The following is a 16,749-nucleotide window of genomic DNA, read 5'->3' on the forward strand; positions in this document are numbered from 1 at the left end:
AATTCGTTATAATCCATTTCACAATTATAAGCCTGCCTACAGGATTTGATGGTGACAGACAGGTTATATCGCGTTTATATCAGTGTGGCTCCTGCTCCAGGTGAGCCCCGAGTCGAGACTTTGTTACCCGCTTTGCTGAAGCTGGGGATTGTCCCTGTCTGGCCTGAACGTCGTTTGGGATGGGATGAGCGCAAGAGTCTTATCGACGGCTGTGACTATCTGATGATGCTCAGTGGCCACACTTATATTGCCCGTCCTCCTTCGGGTGTCAGCTGGCAACACCGAGAGCTGAACCATGCCGTTATACGCCGTGTTCCGGTGTTTTCCGGGTTGTTGGCAGAAGAAAAGCTGGATACCTCTGTTCAGGATGAGGTTTTGGCCCGGCTTCAATCTTTCCGTTCTCAATTTGAGGGCCGTGCTTCGATGGTCTGGTCTGAACGAAAAGATATCCCATCATTGCTGAAATCTACCTGGCCTTCCTTTATTAATAGTCACCCTGCTCCTGGCTGGGTTCGGGCAGGTTCTGTCCCTGCAGTTCCTGTTTTTGAAGAAAAAGCACCGGAAACACCAGTGCCAACTGTTCAACCAGAGGTGAAACAGGAAGACGAAATTGCTGTTGATATGGATCTGGATGGCTGGCTCTATACTCAGGAGTTATTCTCGTTCCGTTGCCACATCTATATTGGTGGTAACTGTCAGGTTGTGGAGCAGAATTTGCCTCTCACATGGGCTGATGTGTGCGAAGCTTTCCTGTCACAGATTTCACCCAAAGCCAGTGAAGATCGCATTATGCGGGAGCTGTCAGAATTTCTTGAAGAGCACTTCTCCAAGAGCACACTGGCAAACTATACTCAGGCTCATGCTGCGGCTGATTTTGCTTTCACCGAAACATCTATGCGCAAAATTCGCCTGAAACTCAGGCGCTCAGGCTTGATTCGCAAAGATACACATGCTTCAACCAGGCATTCACAGGTATGGGTAATCACCCCGGCAGGCAAGCGACTGTCTTCTCTGAGCGAGAATCTGGCGGACTGATTATTTTCCATGCTTATCACTGCGTAGGCTGTTATTCTGGTGGCTCACTCTATTTTTGGAAATTCCCTTTCATGACTGTCGTTGCTGATCCAAGCGCACTTGAAAAGAAAGTTGTGGATAACAAAGTTGTCCTGATTCACTACACCCTGAAAGATGAAGAAGGGGAAGTTGTTGATAGCTCCGAAGGTCATGAGCCACTGGCTTATATTCATGGTCTTGGAAGCATTGTTGCTGGTCTGGAAGAAGTTCTGGCCGGTAAGAGTGTTGGCGACAAGCTGTCCGTCTTTGTTGAAGCTGCCGAAGGCTACGGTGAGTTTGATGAGAGCTTGGTACAGCCAGTTCCCCGTGAACAGTTCGGTGACCACGAAGTCACCGTTGGTCAGCAGTTCCATGCGGATACTGCCGTTGGACCGCGCATTGTCACTGTAATGGCTATTGAAGGTAATGATGTCATTATCAATGCCAACCATGAGCTGGCTGGTATGGATCTGCACTTTGATGTTGAAGTTGTTGATGTGCGGGATGCGACAAAAGATGAACTTGAGCATGGCCATGTTCACGGACCGAGCTGCAATCACTGATTGTGCTCAAAGAGACTTATAAAAAGCCGGCCATCATGCGCCGGCTTTTTTTATTAAAAAATGCTTATAAGAGATAAATAATCTGATTTTTTGTAATAGTCAGGTAAAGGTTATCATTTAGTGGTTTTCCAAATCTGGAAAGGGCGGTTAAGATGTAGGTGTTTTCCGCAGTTTTTTGTGCGGATTAAAGTCGAGTATGCAATGCTGTGGCTCGGTGTTTGGGAAGGGATTCACAATGAGGTTGTTATGCTGAGTGCGGCAGGCTGAAAGCATCTTCTACTGAGAGAAGGAGATAATAATGAAACCTGTTGACCTTCAAACGATGATATCTCTGGCTCAGTCTCCCCATGCTCCGGCAATGATTTGTCAGGCAGGATATGTTTTTGTGAATACAGAAGCACTTGCCAGGCATCCAGATCTTGTTGAACAGCTGCACCAGCGTGTGCAGAAAAAACTTCTTCAGAAGCTAGCTCCCTGCTCAGACAAGAGTGTTGAAGTCTATTCAATGACTAATCCACCTGAACCACCTTCCAGAGAAAGAAAACGCCAACTGGCTAGCATGTTTCAACTGAACAGATAAATTTTTATCTTTTTAGTTTGTAATGATTTGGTTGTGGTTTTGTAGTGATTTAAATCGCAAACTGTAAGTAATAACACTAATTCAATTGGTGTATTTTCTTAGGTCTCGCTGATTTTATGATCATAATGGTCATAAATTATGATCTGCGTCATTAATGGCCCATTCGAAATCCTTATGATTGCCCACGCCTGATATTAGCGACCGGAAGAGGGTGCCTGTTAATAGCCCTTCCAGCGCTATCCCCCTATCTACTGGACAGAGTAAATTATGGGCAAGTTTAAATTCCCCTCAGCTTATACGGTCTTAATCGCGATAATTATTTTTGTCGCCTCTCTCACTTTTATCGTTCCTGCTGGTCAATATGACCGTGTGATGAATGAAGCTCTTGGTAAGGAAGTTCCTGTTGCCGGAACGTATCAGGTAGTTGAATCAACTCCACAGGGATTTCTTGATGTTGTAATGGCTCCCATTGCTGGTTTCTACGACCCATCCAGCTATGAAGCCGGCGCAATTGATGTAGCACTGTTCGTACTGATTATTGGTGGCTTTCTGGGTGTAGTTACCAAGACTGGCGCGATTGATGCTGGTATTGCTCAGGTAACAAAAGCCCTGGAAGGCCGTGAAAAGTGGATGATCCCCATCCTGATGGCTCTGTTTGCTGCCGGTGGTACCTCTTACGGTATGGCGGAAGAAACATTGCCGTTTTATATGTTGCTTATTCCAGTCGTTATAGCCGCAGGCTACGATGCACTGACCGCTGTTGCCATCGTAATGCTGGGCGCAGGTATCGGTGTTCTGGGTTCTACTGTTAACCCATTCGCGACAGTTATTGCTTCTGACGCAGCCAGCATCTCCTTCACGGATGGCATGAATCTGCGTCTGGCGATTCTTGGTCTGGGATTCGCTATTACCTGTGCATACGTTATGCGTTATGCGGAGAAAGTGCGCAAGAACCCTAAAGATTCTCTGGTTGCTGACCAGAAAGAATCCAACGAAGAGTTCTTCCTGAAGAACGGTTCTGAAGTTTTGGAATTCACTGCTTCCCGTAAGCTGATCCTGGTTCTGTTCGCAGTAACCTTCGGCATCATGATCTGGGGCGTATCTTCCGGTGGCTGGTGGATGGCAGAAATGTCTGCACTGTTCCTGGTTGCTTCTATCGTTATCGGTCTGCTGGGTCGCCTGTCTGAAGAAGAACTGACTGGCACTTTCGTAGATGGCGCCCGTGACCTGCTGGGTGTAGCTTTCGTTATCGCGATTGCCCGTGGCATCGTGGTAATCATGAACGCTGGTAACATCACCGACACTATTCTGTTCTGGTGTGAAAATGCTGTAACCGGTCTGTCCGAGATGGTATTCATCAACGTGATGTACTGGATCCAGGTCGTTCTGTCCTTCTTCATTCCTTCCACTTCTGGTCTGGCTGTTCTGTCCATGCCTGTTATGGCTCCTCTGGCAGACTTCGCTAACGTTAGCCGTGACCTGGTTGTTACTGCTTACCAGTCTGCATCTGGTGTCGTAAACCTGATCACTCCTACTTCCGGTGTGGTAATGGGTGGTCTGGCAATTGGCCGCGTTTCCTACGCCAAGTGGGTGAAGTTTGTAATGCCTCTGGTGGGTATTCTGACTGTATTCGTTATGGTTATGCTGAGTGTGGCTACCATGATCTGATAGTCTTTTGTGCGGGAAAAGTTAATCTCGCATCATAAGATTAGAAAACGGCTTCCGAGCAATCGGAAGCCGTTTTTTATGTAGATAAACGACGAAAATGTTCTTGTTTGTTTGACTTTTTACACGTTCAAAATACTGTACAAAAAACAAACAGTTTTTCCCGCCTCAGTTTTCCCAATACCTCTTTGCACAAGTTAAGAAGAAAACCACAGGGTTATCCACAGGTGTTGTGGAGAACTTTTCCTGTATGATTTTCAGAGAACGAACAGGCTTCAAACGGATGTCTGCAATCAGAGGAAAGATAGATGAGTGAAACAAACCGACAACGCTTTGGTGGGATGGCGGGCTACGATATTTTTCGGGTAGAAAAACTCAATAAAGATGGAGCAGTGTCGTCTGTTGGCTTTGAAGTGCTTACGCCGGAAGGGGAGTTTCTGGATCGCTTTCGCTCAGTGGACCAAGCTATGCGTTTGGTGAAGTCTTTAGCTGGTGTTCCGCTCGAACAGGATGACTTTGAAGAATATTAATTTTTGAAGACTGTGGATTAATACGCCAGCCTATGTGGCGGGAAAGGTCACAGACAGTCACGCCTTCTCTCTGGCACAGTGAGCTCCGTTCACTACTTTAAATAAGATCAATTTTAATAAAAGAGTAAAGGGGAGCAGGTAATGATTCCAAGAACAGTATACGAATCCGAGCATGAGATGTTCCGGGAAAGTGTTCGTCGCTTTCTTGAGGACGAAGCAGCTCCCCATCATGAAGCCTGGGAAAAAGAAGGCCAGATCGCCAGAGACCTTTGGAACAAGGCTGGTGAGCTTGGCTTCCTGTGCCCGACTGTGTCTGAACAATATGGCGGCGTAGGTGTAGATTTCCGTTATAACGCCATTGTTGATGAAGAAGTTGCACGCCTTGGCCTGAGTGGTATTGGTTTTGGTCTTCACTCCGATATCGTAGCGCCTTACATCGAGCACTATGGTTCTGAAGAGCTCAAGCAAAAGTACCTGCCAAAAATGGTTACCGGTGAAATGGTAACGGCTATTGCCATGACCGAACCAGGCGCTGGTTCCGACCTGCAGGGCGTTCGCACAACAGCTGTCGTAGATGGCGATGATTATATTCTTAATGGCTCTAAAACCTTTATCACCAATGGCCAGCAGGCTGATCTGGTTATTGTTGTTGCAAAAACAGATCCTAGCGCAGGCGCTAAAGGCACCAGCCTGATTCTGGTTGAAGCGGGTTCTCCCGGATTTAGCAAAGGCCGTAACCTGAACAAGATTGGTATGAAGGCTCAGGATACTTCCGAACTGTTCTTCGAAGACGTGCGTGTTCCCAGAAGCAATCTGCTGGGTAACGAAGGCATGGGCTTTATCTATCTGATGCAGGAACTGCCGCAAGAGCGTTTGTCTGTAGCTCTGAACGCTGTTGCCAATATGGAAGCTGCCCTGGAATGGACTAAAGAATATGTTCAGGAGCGTCAGGCGTTTGGTAAGGCTATCTCCAAGTTCCAGAATACCCGCTTCAAGCTGGCAGAGATGGATACGGAAATCAGCATTGCCCGTACCTTTATCGATCGCTGTCTGGAACTTCATGTTCAGGGCAAGTTGGATGTTCCAACAGCTGCCAAGGCCAAGTACTGGACCACTGACCTGCAGTGCAAGGTTCTGGATGAGTGCCTGCAGTTGCACGGTGGTTACGGCTACATGCTGGAATACCCAATCGCCCGCGCCTGGGCTGATGCACGGGTTCAGCGCATCTATGCCGGTACCAATGAAATAATGAAAGAAATCATTGCCCGCGCACTTGTATAAGTAACAGTCTTTTACAACGTCTCTTCAGGCTCCGTCTGCGATTGCAGCCGGAGCCTGCTACTTTTCATGGCTGCCATTTATTTCCTTTGGGAGCTATGTCCGTGGGGTTTGGTCGTTTTTATTTCGCACTCTTTTGTTGTTTCTCTCTGAGTCTGGCAAGAGCCTCGGAAGAGCAGTGTGATGCTGAGACCTCGGCCCCTAAGTTTTACTCCTGCCAGATTGGGGTTCCTGTTGTTAAAGGGCGTTACAGCCTGTCTGACTCAAGTGAAGCTTCCCAGGCTTCTTTTCTCCCTGCAGATGTTCATAAACAAATGGTCATTTTTAACCGGCCTCCCTGGAGTTTTCTTTTACAGCGCAGTGAACAGTGGCAGTTCTGGACAGATGGTGAGTGCCGCAGACTCATGCTGACCGGCATGAACGATGAGTGTTACGGCGTCATCTCTGTCTGTGAAGGGGAAAGTCCGATATTTCTTCCGGGTGTCGATGCCTTTCCTGAACCTGTAGATATCCACAAACTTCAGGTGTTACACCCTTCTTATGAATTTCTGGGAACCTTTACCTTTTCCCCTGCTTCTGCGGTAACGGAAACTATTGAAGGTGGCTGGGATTTTCCTGATGGTGACCTTGTTGAAAGGGATAGCCCCGCGCCACCTGCTGCTGTGCCTCCTCATACTTTTTTCCCGGATGGTATCCATCGCAGTCTGGTAATGGGCTTTTTCATCGGTATGGGGGTTGAGAGCCTGTATCGCTCGTATTGCCTGCTTCAAAAGTACCGAGCCGGTGAAGAAATCAATTCTGATGATGCCTGGAAAACTGTTGACCGTTTAATCAAGGCGGGTGTGGTATCTGCCATGATGTCTGGAGCAACTCATACCCTTGTGCATAACTCCGGGCTCTGGAAGCCGGTATCCTCATTCGTCGTTGGGGCGACGGTTCGTACCACCCGGTTTGGCCTGAATTACTGGAGTATCAGTGCCGAGGATTTGAGCTGGATTCTGGTGAAGTCCGGAGCGATCAGCGGGGGGAGTTATCTGTTTTCTCTGGGCAGCTCCAAATTGCACAAATCTATAGTTACGCCGGGAAGTGTAACTGGAGGGATACTGGGCGATACGATTATCAACCGAATTCGGAGCTTTCTCAGCACTTCAAAGGATTAAGTAACTTATTGATTTTTAGTTGGTTATTTTTCGGACACATACTGAATAACTTTTTAACTTGAAGAACGGGCGTTCTGGTCAAGACTTAGCCGCGATAAAAAAGACGAATAAACTTGCGGAGTAAGATCATGCGGAGTCGGACCACAGTTGCACAGCGGAATAATTTTGCTGCCAGCACTTTTCTGGTGAGTACACTGGCTTTGGCAGTGGCAGGTATTTCAAACCCTTGCTTATCATCGGTTCCTGAAGAAGGAATGTCACCTGAAGAGGCTCATTGGTCGAACCTTGAAAACAAATATCGGGGGGCAATGACGGCCCGTGATGAAACTCCTGAAGAATTAAAATTCAGCTCCGGTCATTTGATGAATACCTTTGAGGGCGTTCAACTGGTGCTGGATGTTCCTGGCGGTACCCCTTCCGAAGTAGTTGGGTTGTTACAAACTATTGACGATGAAGGGGTAACCTCTCTGACGTTTGAAGAAGATCATGGTGAAGGTTCTATTCAGGCTTACAACAGCGAGGGGACTTACGCCAAGCTGAAACTACGCAGATTGCGAGTCACCCTTGAAGAGTTTGAGCAGGGGCCAACGAATGGTGGTATCCAGAACCCTGTTTTTGAAGACAACATCTACAAAGCTTATCGCTGGTTGCTCACTGTTCTCAGTATCCGCAAGGATTATGCTGTGAGGGACATGCTTCTGCAGGCCAATGCTTCGCTGATTATCCTGCGTGCAAATGGTGATATGGATATCAAACTTTATCGCCGCCTCCAGGATGGAACCGTTGAGCACTTAGGAGAGGTGCTTGTTGATAGTCATACGCGCTATGAAATGACAGAAACATCGCAGGAAGCTCTCACGTTTATAGAGAGTCAGAATGAGATACAAAGGGAATTGATCGAGCTCGATAAGAATATAAAAGAGATGCAAAAAGCAATCGCTCAGATGGTACGTACCGGTGAGCATGAGGGGTTGCAGCAGAAGAAGGATGAGATTGACGCCATGACAGAGCGCTTTCAAACCCTGTATGAGCAAATGCAACTTCCTACTGACTTTGAGTTCTTTGCCGTTAGCGAACATTTTGATTATGAAGCCAGCCATATCGTGAAATGGACCAGCGACAGTGGTGTGGAGATAGGCTCACAGGTTGCGGCTAATCAGGTACTGTCGGGCTTGGCATCTATGGCCACCAGCAAAGCAATTGCCACTGCCGATACTCAGCGGATACTCCGTGATGTTGGGTTTCAGATGGATATGCTCAAGGTGAAGGAAGGTATGCATGCCGATGAAACTCTGCTGGCATATATCACCCGTATGCTGGCGAAATCCTGGTCAACTCTTAAAGGCGAGTACCCTGAACCAAGCTTTAATAACAGCAATAACCTTGTGACTCCGGTTATGGAGGTTCAGGGAGTTAATAATCAGATTGTTAAAGGAAGCACTATTGGAGAAACAATGGACAGTTTGATTAATGCTCATACCGATACCTCCGCTAATCTGAAGCCCGATTACTCTCTGGTTCATCCTGATCATCTTAAGAAGATGCAAGATGCTCTGGATAACGCCAGCTGGACAGCCTGGTTTAAGAGTTTCTTCGGTAGAGGAAATTATCAGCAATCCGAGATGGCCCGGAACCTGAAAGCCTTGTTAAAAGAGCGTGGCAAGCGGCATCTTGATGAGTTGGTTGGTTCAAACCGGATTCCATCCGACGCCCTGACGGGGAATGAAACGGCGGATAACGCATTCTTGAGTAAGGTTGCTGGAGATCAGCAGGCTGAAATTACCACAGAGGCCACTAAGCAAGCTCAGGGATACAGAATCGTGAATGCAGGTAATGCGGTGCTTGGAACTGTGGGTGCCGGTTTAACCGCTGGTTTCTCTGCTTATGCTCTGCAATATGGTTTGGATGCAGGTGCGAAGTACTATAACGAAGGTGTGCTGCCCTGGGATTACACAGCAAAAGACAGCGAAGAGGTTTATAACCGGGCGGTACATACCGGCACATTAGGCTTTATGAGTGGTGCCATGAGCTACTGGGTTTTGCCAGAAGTTGTGAAACATCAGCAGTATTTCACTAACGTCACCCCGGAAGTACTTAAGAACACTGGTATAGCGGGCCACTACGCCGGAACCGTTGCTGGTGGTGTGACTGGTTTTGCCGCCAGGGCACTGTCTTCCGGTTATAGCTACTACCGGGGGGATCTCAGCGGCAAAGACTTTGCCTATGATCTGGCAGATGCTGGAGCCAGAACTCTGCCAACAATGGCAGGAAGCGCTCTGGGGCATTACCTGCTCCCTTATTCATTTAACACATTCGGGTTGGCTCAGCTGCCACTTATCGGCATACCGTTTGCTGCCGTGGCCAATGCTGTAGGGCCAACTATGGGTTCAATAGTTGGTGGTGTGGGAGCCAACGTACTCTACGATACTGGTAAGCACCATTTATTTAACGGACTTAAGCAAGCCAGTGATTATATTTATGGTGTAGATACAACAGCCCCTGCCTCTACTCCATCACCAAGAAAAGCTGCAGCCGAAGCGCAGGTTGATGACCATTATCATTATGATCATGTGACTCATGAAGAACTGCCAGCCATGGAAGATGATGAAGATCTGATAGCTGTTGATACAACGGATTTAAGCCTGAACGATTCGGAGCCGCTTAGAAGTGATGAGGTGACGATAGAGCTTTAACGCAACAACTGACTTTACTTATTCCGCTTTGCCCATCGGTTTTGCCTGACCGGTGGGCATTTTTTTATGCCCGCTGATCAGTCATAGTTCGCGCATGTGTTACGGCATTCCCGGGGTACAACATCTTCAGGGATATTTGCGCTTTGCACAGGGTGTTGGCAGCACACCCAGGTCACGTTGCCATTCTCAAATGTGCCCGTGAATATAAGAGCCTGCCCTGCAGCCCAGCCATCATAAAAATTCTGTGGATAAACGTGGATCTGCTCCCTGCCTGCATTATCGATCCAGAACTCAATTTCCCGAACGTAGGTAGAGTTTATAGTGTCTTTTCTGTTGGGGGGAGGAGTATTATTGACTGCATAATACTCTGTAGCTTCTGTCTGATAATCTTCAGCAAAAGCAAAGACTTCCGCAAACTTGGAGCGGTTGGCATTATTCTGATATGCAGGAATAGCAATAGCCGCCATGATTCCGATGATAGCGACAACTATCATCAGCTCCAGTAGAGTAAAGCCGCTTTGCAGTTTGTATTTGATCATCATGATCAGGTGCCCATTCATCCCTGAATTTAACCTGTTCAACTATAGCAAATAGCCCTGTGGGCAGAGGAACTGCTGGTTTTTATCAGCTCCCCTCCAGATGCAGGGCAACATTCTCTTTTAAAGCCTCGGCTTTAAGCTCCACACCCAGTATGTAAATACGACTGTTTTCCAGCCCCTGCTGTAGTAACTCGTCTTTTACTGCTCGGGCCCTTTGAATGGCCAGCGCACGGAGCGCCTGATCTGATACTGCCCAGTTATCGACAAGAGACGTGGTCAGCTCCGCAACAGACTTGCCATTTGATTCAAGAGACTTCTCCTGGGCCAGAGCCTTAAGTAATTCAAACCTGATGTCTTCAGGAATAATGATACTCTCGTTTGCCTCAGGTTTTGTTCCCTGTTCAGCCAGCAATTGTTGATAACGTTTCAGCAATTCTTGCTGAAGTTGCTGCTGCGCAATAACAGGCGTATCGCTGATTTTGCTGGCCGTTGCTTCAATTTCCAGATTCAGTTGAGGGCGTTCCTGCAGAGCAGTAACAAGGTTGCCGACCGTAGATTTTTGTTTGCTGGTCAGGGCGCTGTTTCCCGGAGTAAAGGTAAAGGCGGACATGTCTTCAGCGTCCCCGGACACCAGCGATGCCAGCATATTAAAGGGCGCAGTCACAATATTGGTAATGAAGTTCACCACCGCCATGCGGATTACTGGCCCAAGTTCAAATTGTGGGTTATCCAGATCACCAGAAATGGGCAGGTCTACCGCTATACGCCCATCCCTGTCTTTTAACAGTGCGATAGCCAGCTTCAGCGGTAGGCTGGTGGTGTTTTCGCCGGGAACCTTTTCACCTAAGGTCAGGTCATGAAGAAGGATATTATTACTGGCATTCAGCTGACTGTTTTGAATGCCATAATCCAGATCAAGATCCATCCGACCCTTACGGATTCTGTAACCAGCAAAGCGGCCGGAATATGGGGTCAGAGTTGTCAGCTCAATATCTTTAAACGAGAGTCTTACCTGTGTCTTTTTCAGCGGTGAATCCGGTATCAGAGAGGCGTTGATTTGTACTGGTGAGTATTTGTCCACTTCTCCTTTTAAAGTCATTGTCGTGCTTTGTGGTGAGAGGCTGTTAAAGTCTGTGATCTCGCCATTCAGCTCAGTAATTGGTGCGGCAAAGCCGGGTTTGAAAGATTTATCTGCAAAATCCAGGGCACCGTTTTCGATAGCAAACTTTTGAATAGCAATTCCCATAGCCGGTGCTGCTTCGTCAAGCTGGCTTTCTGGTTGTTGAGAGGGTTTTATCAGTTGAGCTAGATTGGTATTCAGCTGGCTATCTAAAATCACTCTGGTTGCAGGAGCAGAGAGGTGCAGATCAGCAATGCTTAACCAGTTATCTTTCTGTAGGAACTGCAGGTCTTTTGCTGCGAGCTTGTCCCAGCTAAGTACCAGAGCACCACTCCGACTGTCGGTTATATTAAGATTATCTATCGACATATTGCTGTTCACGGCTAACTGATTATCTGTACTCCATTTAAGGTCGACATCTCCAGATACAAAGCCTTCACTAATAACACCATAAATATAAGGCGTTAGATAAGGCTGAATGTCGGCAAGGGGAATGTTCTTCAATGCCAGAGTGGAAGTGACTTGAGGGCCGTTTATTGATGAGTCGGAAGATAAATGTCCGCTTTCGTTAATCACTACCTGCACGGAAAGAGTGCCTTTCTGCTCTGGCCAAGAGATGTTGTGAGCCTGTATGGCTAAAGGTGAAAGAGTCAGGCGGAAAGGCTCATCTTTAGCGGTATTAGCCCAGTCGGTAAGTTTGAATGATCCTCCGGAAACCGATAGCTTATTAATAAATACATGAACAGGTTCTCCGGCTTTTTCAGAAGTAGGTGTGTTGGTTTCTTTTCCTTGATCGGTACTTTTCACAAGCCCTGCGAGATTAACATTTCCATCTTCAAAAAGCCGAACATCTGCAACAGGCTCTTTAAGTTCTATGCTGTCAAAAACTAAAGCCTTGCGGGTGAGTGATGACCATGAAAGGTCAATAGATAAACTGCTAAAACCCACGACGGGATCAGAGTAGTCGTTACCAAGTTTGACAGATTGCAACTCCATACGAAGAGTGAACGGGTTAAAAGTGAATGCGCCAGTATGGAAAGGAACAGCCAGATATCGTGGAGCCAGCCAGTAAGCAGAAAGGTGCACGATCGCTGGCAGCAGTACAAAACCAGCCAGACAGTAAACCAGAAGGGCCTTGCTCAGGATTGATAATAATCGGCGCATCATTTTGATAGTTATCCTGACATTACTTCGTAAGAAGATGATAATACGACAACAGATTAATAAATGTTGGCTTAATGTGATTAAAAATTTATAGAAATTACATAGGTTGTTTAATTGTTTTTGTTAAAAATAAAATAGATTGAATGTCAAAAGGCAATCGCTTCATTGAAAAAATAGCGCCACCGCGCCCTGTGAAATAACAATTGAAAATCAAATAATTGTTAAGCCTTTACTTAAAACCGTTAATAAGAACTGCAGTCGTCGAATGCAAGTTTGGTGACAGCTTTCAAACTTTATAAGTGATAGTTTCTGGTCAGTTTCTGCATGATTTTTAGCGGGAACAACCGTAACTATTGCCTATAGCGCATAAAACACTGGGGGCTAAGTATGACGAAGTCTAGTGAGATGCATATTGGCAAATCGCAAATTACTGAAAACCAGTTTGCGACAGACCTGATCTATGAACTTGAAGATCGACCACCTCCCATCCACGCTTTCTTCGCCGCCCTGCAACACGTTCTCTCTATTTTCCTGAGTATTATTGCTCCGCCACTGATTATCTGTGGTGCGATGGGTGTAGATATCAAAAACACCAGCTATGTCGTGAGTATGTCGCTGTTTATCTCTGGTATAGCCACATTTATACAGGCCAAGCGCTTTGGTCCAGTCGGCTCTGGCTTGCTGAGTATTCAGGGCACCAGTTTCTCATTTCTGGGGCCAATTATTGGTGCAGGTATGGGGGCTATAAAAGGTGGTGCAACACCTGAGCAGGCGTTGGGAATTGTCTTTGGCGTGTGTATTGCTGGTTCATTTATTGAGATGACCATCAGCCGCTTCTTCCATATAGCTCGCAAGCTCTTCACTCCACTTGTCACCGGTACAGTGGTTACCTTGATTGGTATGACCCTGATTAAAGTGGGTATGACCAGTATTGGCGGTGGCTTTGGTGCCATGAAAGATGGCAGTTTTGGTTCACTGGAAAACCTGATGATAGCCTTTATAACCATGGCAACCATTATCATTTTCAATAACTCTAAAAATAAGTTCCTGAGAATGGGATCTATTTTTATCGGTATTGTTGTTGGTTATTTTGTTTGCATTGTTTTGGGACGCGTAGATTTCAGTGAGCTTTCTCAGCTAGATGCTTTGGCAATTCCAACCCCATTCAAGTTTGGTCTTGGCTTTACTCTGGAAGCCTTTATTCCTATCGCTTTTGTTTATATGGTAACTGCCGTTGAATCCATTGGTGATATGACCGCAACCTGTGCCGTATCAAAGCAACCTGTGAAAGGTCCTGCTTATATTGACCGTATTAAAGCTGGTGTACTTGGTGATGGTGTTAACTCATTCATCGCTGCAGTATTTAATACTTTCCCAAACACCACTTTCTCCCAGAATAATGGTGTGATTCAGCTGACTGGTGTTGCTTCCCGTTATATCGGCTACTACGTGGCAGGTATTCTGGTTGTTATCGGTATGTTCCCCATCGTTGGTGGCGTGTTCAAACTGTTGCCTCAACCAGTACTTGGTGGTGCCACCATTATTATGTTCGGTACTATTGCTACCAGTGGTATCCGTATCATCGCTTCCGAGAAGATTGACAAGCGGGGAATCCTGATTCTGGCAGCATCATTTGGTTTGGGCCTTGGCGTGTCTTATGTGCCAGATATCTTCAATTACCTGCCACCTATCATTAAGAGCATCTTCTCCTCCGGTTTCACTACTGGTGGTATTACTGCGATGATTCTTAACCTGGCTATTCCTAACAAGAAATATGAACTGGATGAAAGTCCTGCTGATCATCCTGAAAATCAGGCTGCATAATTGACAGTTTTGATGGAAAAACCCCGGCACACGCTGGGTTTTTTTTATGGTTAGTAATAATAACAAACTGATATTTTAATAAACCAAAACTACCTTTTGCTTGTCCTAGCTATTCCAGTTTTCAATTGATACGAGAGTAAGCTATGGATGCGCGCCTTTCACATACTCAAAGTTCACAGGTTTTGAGTAGACACCAGCCGCTAACTAATGGTGTTAGCAAAGAGAATAGTATTGCTCCAACAGAAAAGCGGTTCATACCAGATTCTGATCAATCTCCAGTGGGTAAAAATGCTTCTTTCAGTGTGAAACCTGAAAAGATTTGCACCTGTCCGGCGAAGGTACAAGTTCAACCATTACCGCAAACAACGCAAAAACTCATAGATAAAGTCATTAGCTCGGAGCATTTTGCCAAGCTGTGTATGGGGATTGGTAAAATGGCCGGTATATCGTTTACGAATATGCCTAACCTTAAGGAATGCCTGAGTAGTGCGGCAAGAAAGGTTGGTGCAGCGCGCTTTAACACTTGTGTTGCCTGGGCTATTGCTCATGGGGGAGTGTTCGCTAAGTCTGGTACTGCGCTTTTCGATGGAGTTTCACAGAAAGGTGACAATGGGTGGTTAGCCTTAAATGCGCCCTATTGCCGAGCATTTTTGAGTCATCTTGTAGCGGCATCCATAGAGTATGATTATGACTGGAAATCTACAAACTGGAGACATTTTCAGCCTTATGAAGAACTCTTAAAAGAGATTGACGAGTATGTAGAAAAGCACGGCATATGCCCTGCACGAGAGCATTATCACGAAATATTAAAGACAGCTGTCGACTTTCAAATAATTAAAGAAGGGCTTGATAAGTTAGAGAAAGAATTTATGGGAACTTACCCAAGTGCGTGGAAGTATTGTAGAAAGTATTTGTTAGAAAGTTGCCATGTAGGTGCCAATGAATTTTGTTATTCAGATGATGGTGCTGAAGATATGGCTGCTCTTTATGGGTGGGTATTTGATGTTATGTCGTCGGAAGACTCCCTGCTTGAACTGGAAACATTTATAGAAGAACAGTCCAGCCTTGAAAAAGATGTCTTTGAGAAACTGGACGAAATGGTAGACAGGGTTGTTGATAATTGTCCGCAAGGAGATGATTTAGAGGAAGGCGAGCCGGTGACAAAGAAAGCGAAATATTCCTCACCGGCCCTATCTTGATTCCAATGACAGAAAGTCTATTTACTTAAGCAAGCATCCACAGCATCAACAATCGATCCATAACCAGTACACCGGCAAAGGTTGCCAGCATGCTGGTGGCGGATCTCTTCACGGCTGCACTCTTTACCGCCATTCTCTTCAACAAAAGCTGTAGTGCGCATCACCAATCCTGGGGTGCAGAACCCGCATTGAATAGCGCCGCTATCCACATAAGCCTGTTGCACAGTGGAAAGCTCGCCATCCTGAACTTCACCTTCAATGGTGCGAACAGATTTACCTTCTACCCAGGTTCCCAAAGTCAGGCAGCTGTTAATGGGCGTGCCATCAATCAGCACGGTACAGGCTCCACATTCGCCAACACCACAACCTTCTTTGGCACCAGTCATGCCGTAGTCCCGCAGGGTTTCCAGCAGTGACTTTCGGATATCAACCTGCAGCTCAACATCTTTACCGTTGAGGTTAAAAGCAACTGTTTTCAGCAGTGTGTTTTCTGCGGCACTCATAGTACGGCACCTCCGGCACGAAGAATGGCGCTGGCAGTGACCCGTTCTGCCAGAGTGGAAATAATATGTTTGCGGAAGTCTTTGCTGGCCCGCCAGGAATCTCTGGGTTTCAGATTTTCATGAACAACTGCCGCCAAGTCCTTGAGCATGGCTTTGGTGGGCACCTGACCTTTAAACATGGCTTCCGCTGTACGACAACGAGTTGGCACTGGCGCGGCTACGGTAAAGGCGATACGCAGATCATCAATCACATCGTCATCACCCATACGGCACACCACGGAGCAACCAATGGTGGCTATATCCATGGATTTGCGCATGGCATATTTACAGAACTCACCGCCGGTATTGAGATGGCCTTCTGGTGGAATCACAAAGCTGGTAACAATCTCATTGCGTTCCAGGTCAACCTTGCCCGGCCCTTGGTAGAACTGTTCTACCGGAACGGTGCGGGTTCCTTCCGGCCCAACAATATTTACCTGGGCATCCAACACCAGCAAAGGTGAAGCATTCTCGGCACTGGGGGCACCGTTACAGATATTACCGCCCAGAGTCGCGGCGTTGCGTACCTGTGGGCCGCCAAGCTGATCGGCTGCATGTGCCAATACCGGAATATGGGCCTGAACAACTTCAGAGAAAATCAGGTCAGAGCATGTAATCCCGGCACCCAGCACAATACTTTCATCGTCCAGCACTTCAATCTTTTTCAATTCATCCAGATGATGAATATCAATCAGCTGGGAAAACTGTGCATGACCTTCCCGCAGTTTCACCAGAACATCGGTGCCGCCAGCGAGCAGGCGGGCATCGGGATTATCGCAAAGCAGACGAACGGCATCTTCTATTGAGTCAGCCTGCTGGTAGTTCTCTATGGCAAACAT

The 16,749-nt window shown here is 46.7% G+C and carries 14 protein-coding genes; 10 read left to right on the forward strand and 4 right to left on the reverse strand.

Annotated elements, in window-relative coordinates:
- The first annotated feature begins 51 nt into the window (after positions 1-51).
- The 8 genes from ACY2RR_RS06390 to ACY2RR_RS06425 all read left to right on the forward strand — a co-directional run bounded on the left by ACY2RR_RS06390 (position 52) and on the right by ACY2RR_RS06425 (position 9,522).
- On the forward strand, positions 52-1,035 hold the full coding sequence (locus ACY2RR_RS06390) for a DUF4062 domain-containing protein (RefSeq protein WP_490107307.1): 984 nt from the start codon (positions 52-54) through the stop codon (positions 1,033-1,035).
- Positions 1,036-1,106: 71 nt separating this feature from the next.
- Positions 1,107-1,616, forward strand: a complete 510-nt coding sequence (locus ACY2RR_RS06395; protein ID WP_490107308.1) for an FKBP-type peptidyl-prolyl cis-trans isomerase — start codon at positions 1,107-1,109, stop codon at positions 1,614-1,616.
- 298 nt (positions 1,617-1,914) lie between these two features.
- The gene (locus ACY2RR_RS06400; protein WP_490107309.1) at positions 1,915-2,196 is read left to right on the forward strand and encodes a hypothetical protein; all 282 of its coding nucleotides are present in this window, start codon (positions 1,915-1,917) and stop codon (positions 2,194-2,196) included.
- A 267-nt stretch (positions 2,197-2,463) separates the two neighbouring features.
- Positions 2,464-3,864, forward strand: coding sequence for a YfcC family protein (locus ACY2RR_RS06405; protein ID WP_490107310.1), 1,401 nt, complete (start codon positions 2,464-2,466; stop codon positions 3,862-3,864).
- A 305-nt stretch (positions 3,865-4,169) separates the two neighbouring features.
- Positions 4,170-4,391, forward strand: coding sequence for a hypothetical protein (locus tag ACY2RR_RS06410; RefSeq protein WP_490107311.1), 222 nt, complete (start codon positions 4,170-4,172; stop codon positions 4,389-4,391).
- A gap of 141 nt (positions 4,392-4,532) precedes the next feature.
- Entirely contained in the window at positions 4,533-5,672 is a 1,140-nt protein-coding gene (locus tag ACY2RR_RS06415) for an acyl-CoA dehydrogenase family protein (protein WP_490107312.1), read from the forward strand.
- A 95-nt stretch (positions 5,673-5,767) separates the two neighbouring features.
- Positions 5,768-6,829, forward strand: coding sequence for a hypothetical protein (locus tag ACY2RR_RS06420; protein WP_490107313.1), 1,062 nt, complete (start codon positions 5,768-5,770; stop codon positions 6,827-6,829).
- Between the two features lie 128 nt (positions 6,830-6,957).
- Positions 6,958-9,522: a prefoldin domain-containing protein gene (locus tag ACY2RR_RS06425; RefSeq protein WP_490107314.1), complete on the forward strand. Its 2,565-nt coding sequence runs from the start codon at positions 6,958-6,960 to the stop codon at positions 9,520-9,522.
- A gap of 77 nt (positions 9,523-9,599) precedes the next feature.
- Here the strand turns inward: ACY2RR_RS06425 and ACY2RR_RS06430 are convergent, their stop codons facing one another.
- Together ACY2RR_RS06430 and ACY2RR_RS06435 are read right to left on the reverse strand one after the other, a co-directional pair.
- The gene (locus tag ACY2RR_RS06430) at positions 9,600-10,082 is read right to left on the reverse strand and encodes a pilin (protein WP_490107315.1); all 483 of its coding nucleotides are present in this window, start codon (positions 10,080-10,082) and stop codon (positions 9,600-9,602) included.
- A 64-nt stretch (positions 10,083-10,146) separates the two neighbouring features.
- On the reverse strand, positions 10,147-12,348 hold the full coding sequence (locus tag ACY2RR_RS06435) for a DUF748 domain-containing protein (protein ID WP_490107316.1): 2,202 nt from the start codon (positions 12,346-12,348) through the stop codon (positions 10,147-10,149).
- Positions 12,349-12,732: 384 nt separating this feature from the next.
- Here ACY2RR_RS06435 and ACY2RR_RS06440 point away from each other — a divergent pair, with 384 nt between their 5' ends.
- Together ACY2RR_RS06440 and ACY2RR_RS06445 are read left to right on the forward strand one after the other, a co-directional pair.
- Positions 12,733-14,169 (forward strand): uracil-xanthine permease family protein, encoded by a 1,437-nt coding sequence (locus tag ACY2RR_RS06440; RefSeq protein WP_490107317.1) that lies wholly within the window; start codon positions 12,733-12,735, stop codon positions 14,167-14,169.
- Positions 14,170-14,312: 143 nt separating this feature from the next.
- On the forward strand, positions 14,313-15,368 hold the full coding sequence (locus ACY2RR_RS06445; RefSeq protein WP_490107318.1) for a hypothetical protein: 1,056 nt from the start codon (positions 14,313-14,315) through the stop codon (positions 15,366-15,368).
- Between the two features lie 17 nt (positions 15,369-15,385).
- Here the strand turns inward: ACY2RR_RS06445 and ACY2RR_RS06450 are convergent, their stop codons facing one another.
- Both ACY2RR_RS06450 and xdhB read right to left on the reverse strand, forming a co-directional pair.
- Positions 15,386-15,871: a (2Fe-2S)-binding protein gene (locus ACY2RR_RS06450; RefSeq protein WP_490107319.1), complete on the reverse strand. Its 486-nt coding sequence runs from the start codon at positions 15,869-15,871 to the stop codon at positions 15,386-15,388.
- On the reverse strand, positions 15,868-16,749 hold the full coding sequence (gene xdhB, locus ACY2RR_RS06455; RefSeq protein WP_490107320.1) for a xanthine dehydrogenase subunit XdhB: 882 nt from the start codon (positions 16,747-16,749) through the stop codon (positions 15,868-15,870). Before xdhB ends, ACY2RR_RS06450 begins: the two co-directional genes overlap by 4 nt.

The organism is Parendozoicomonas sp. 2304DJ65-17, assembly GCF_058148445.1.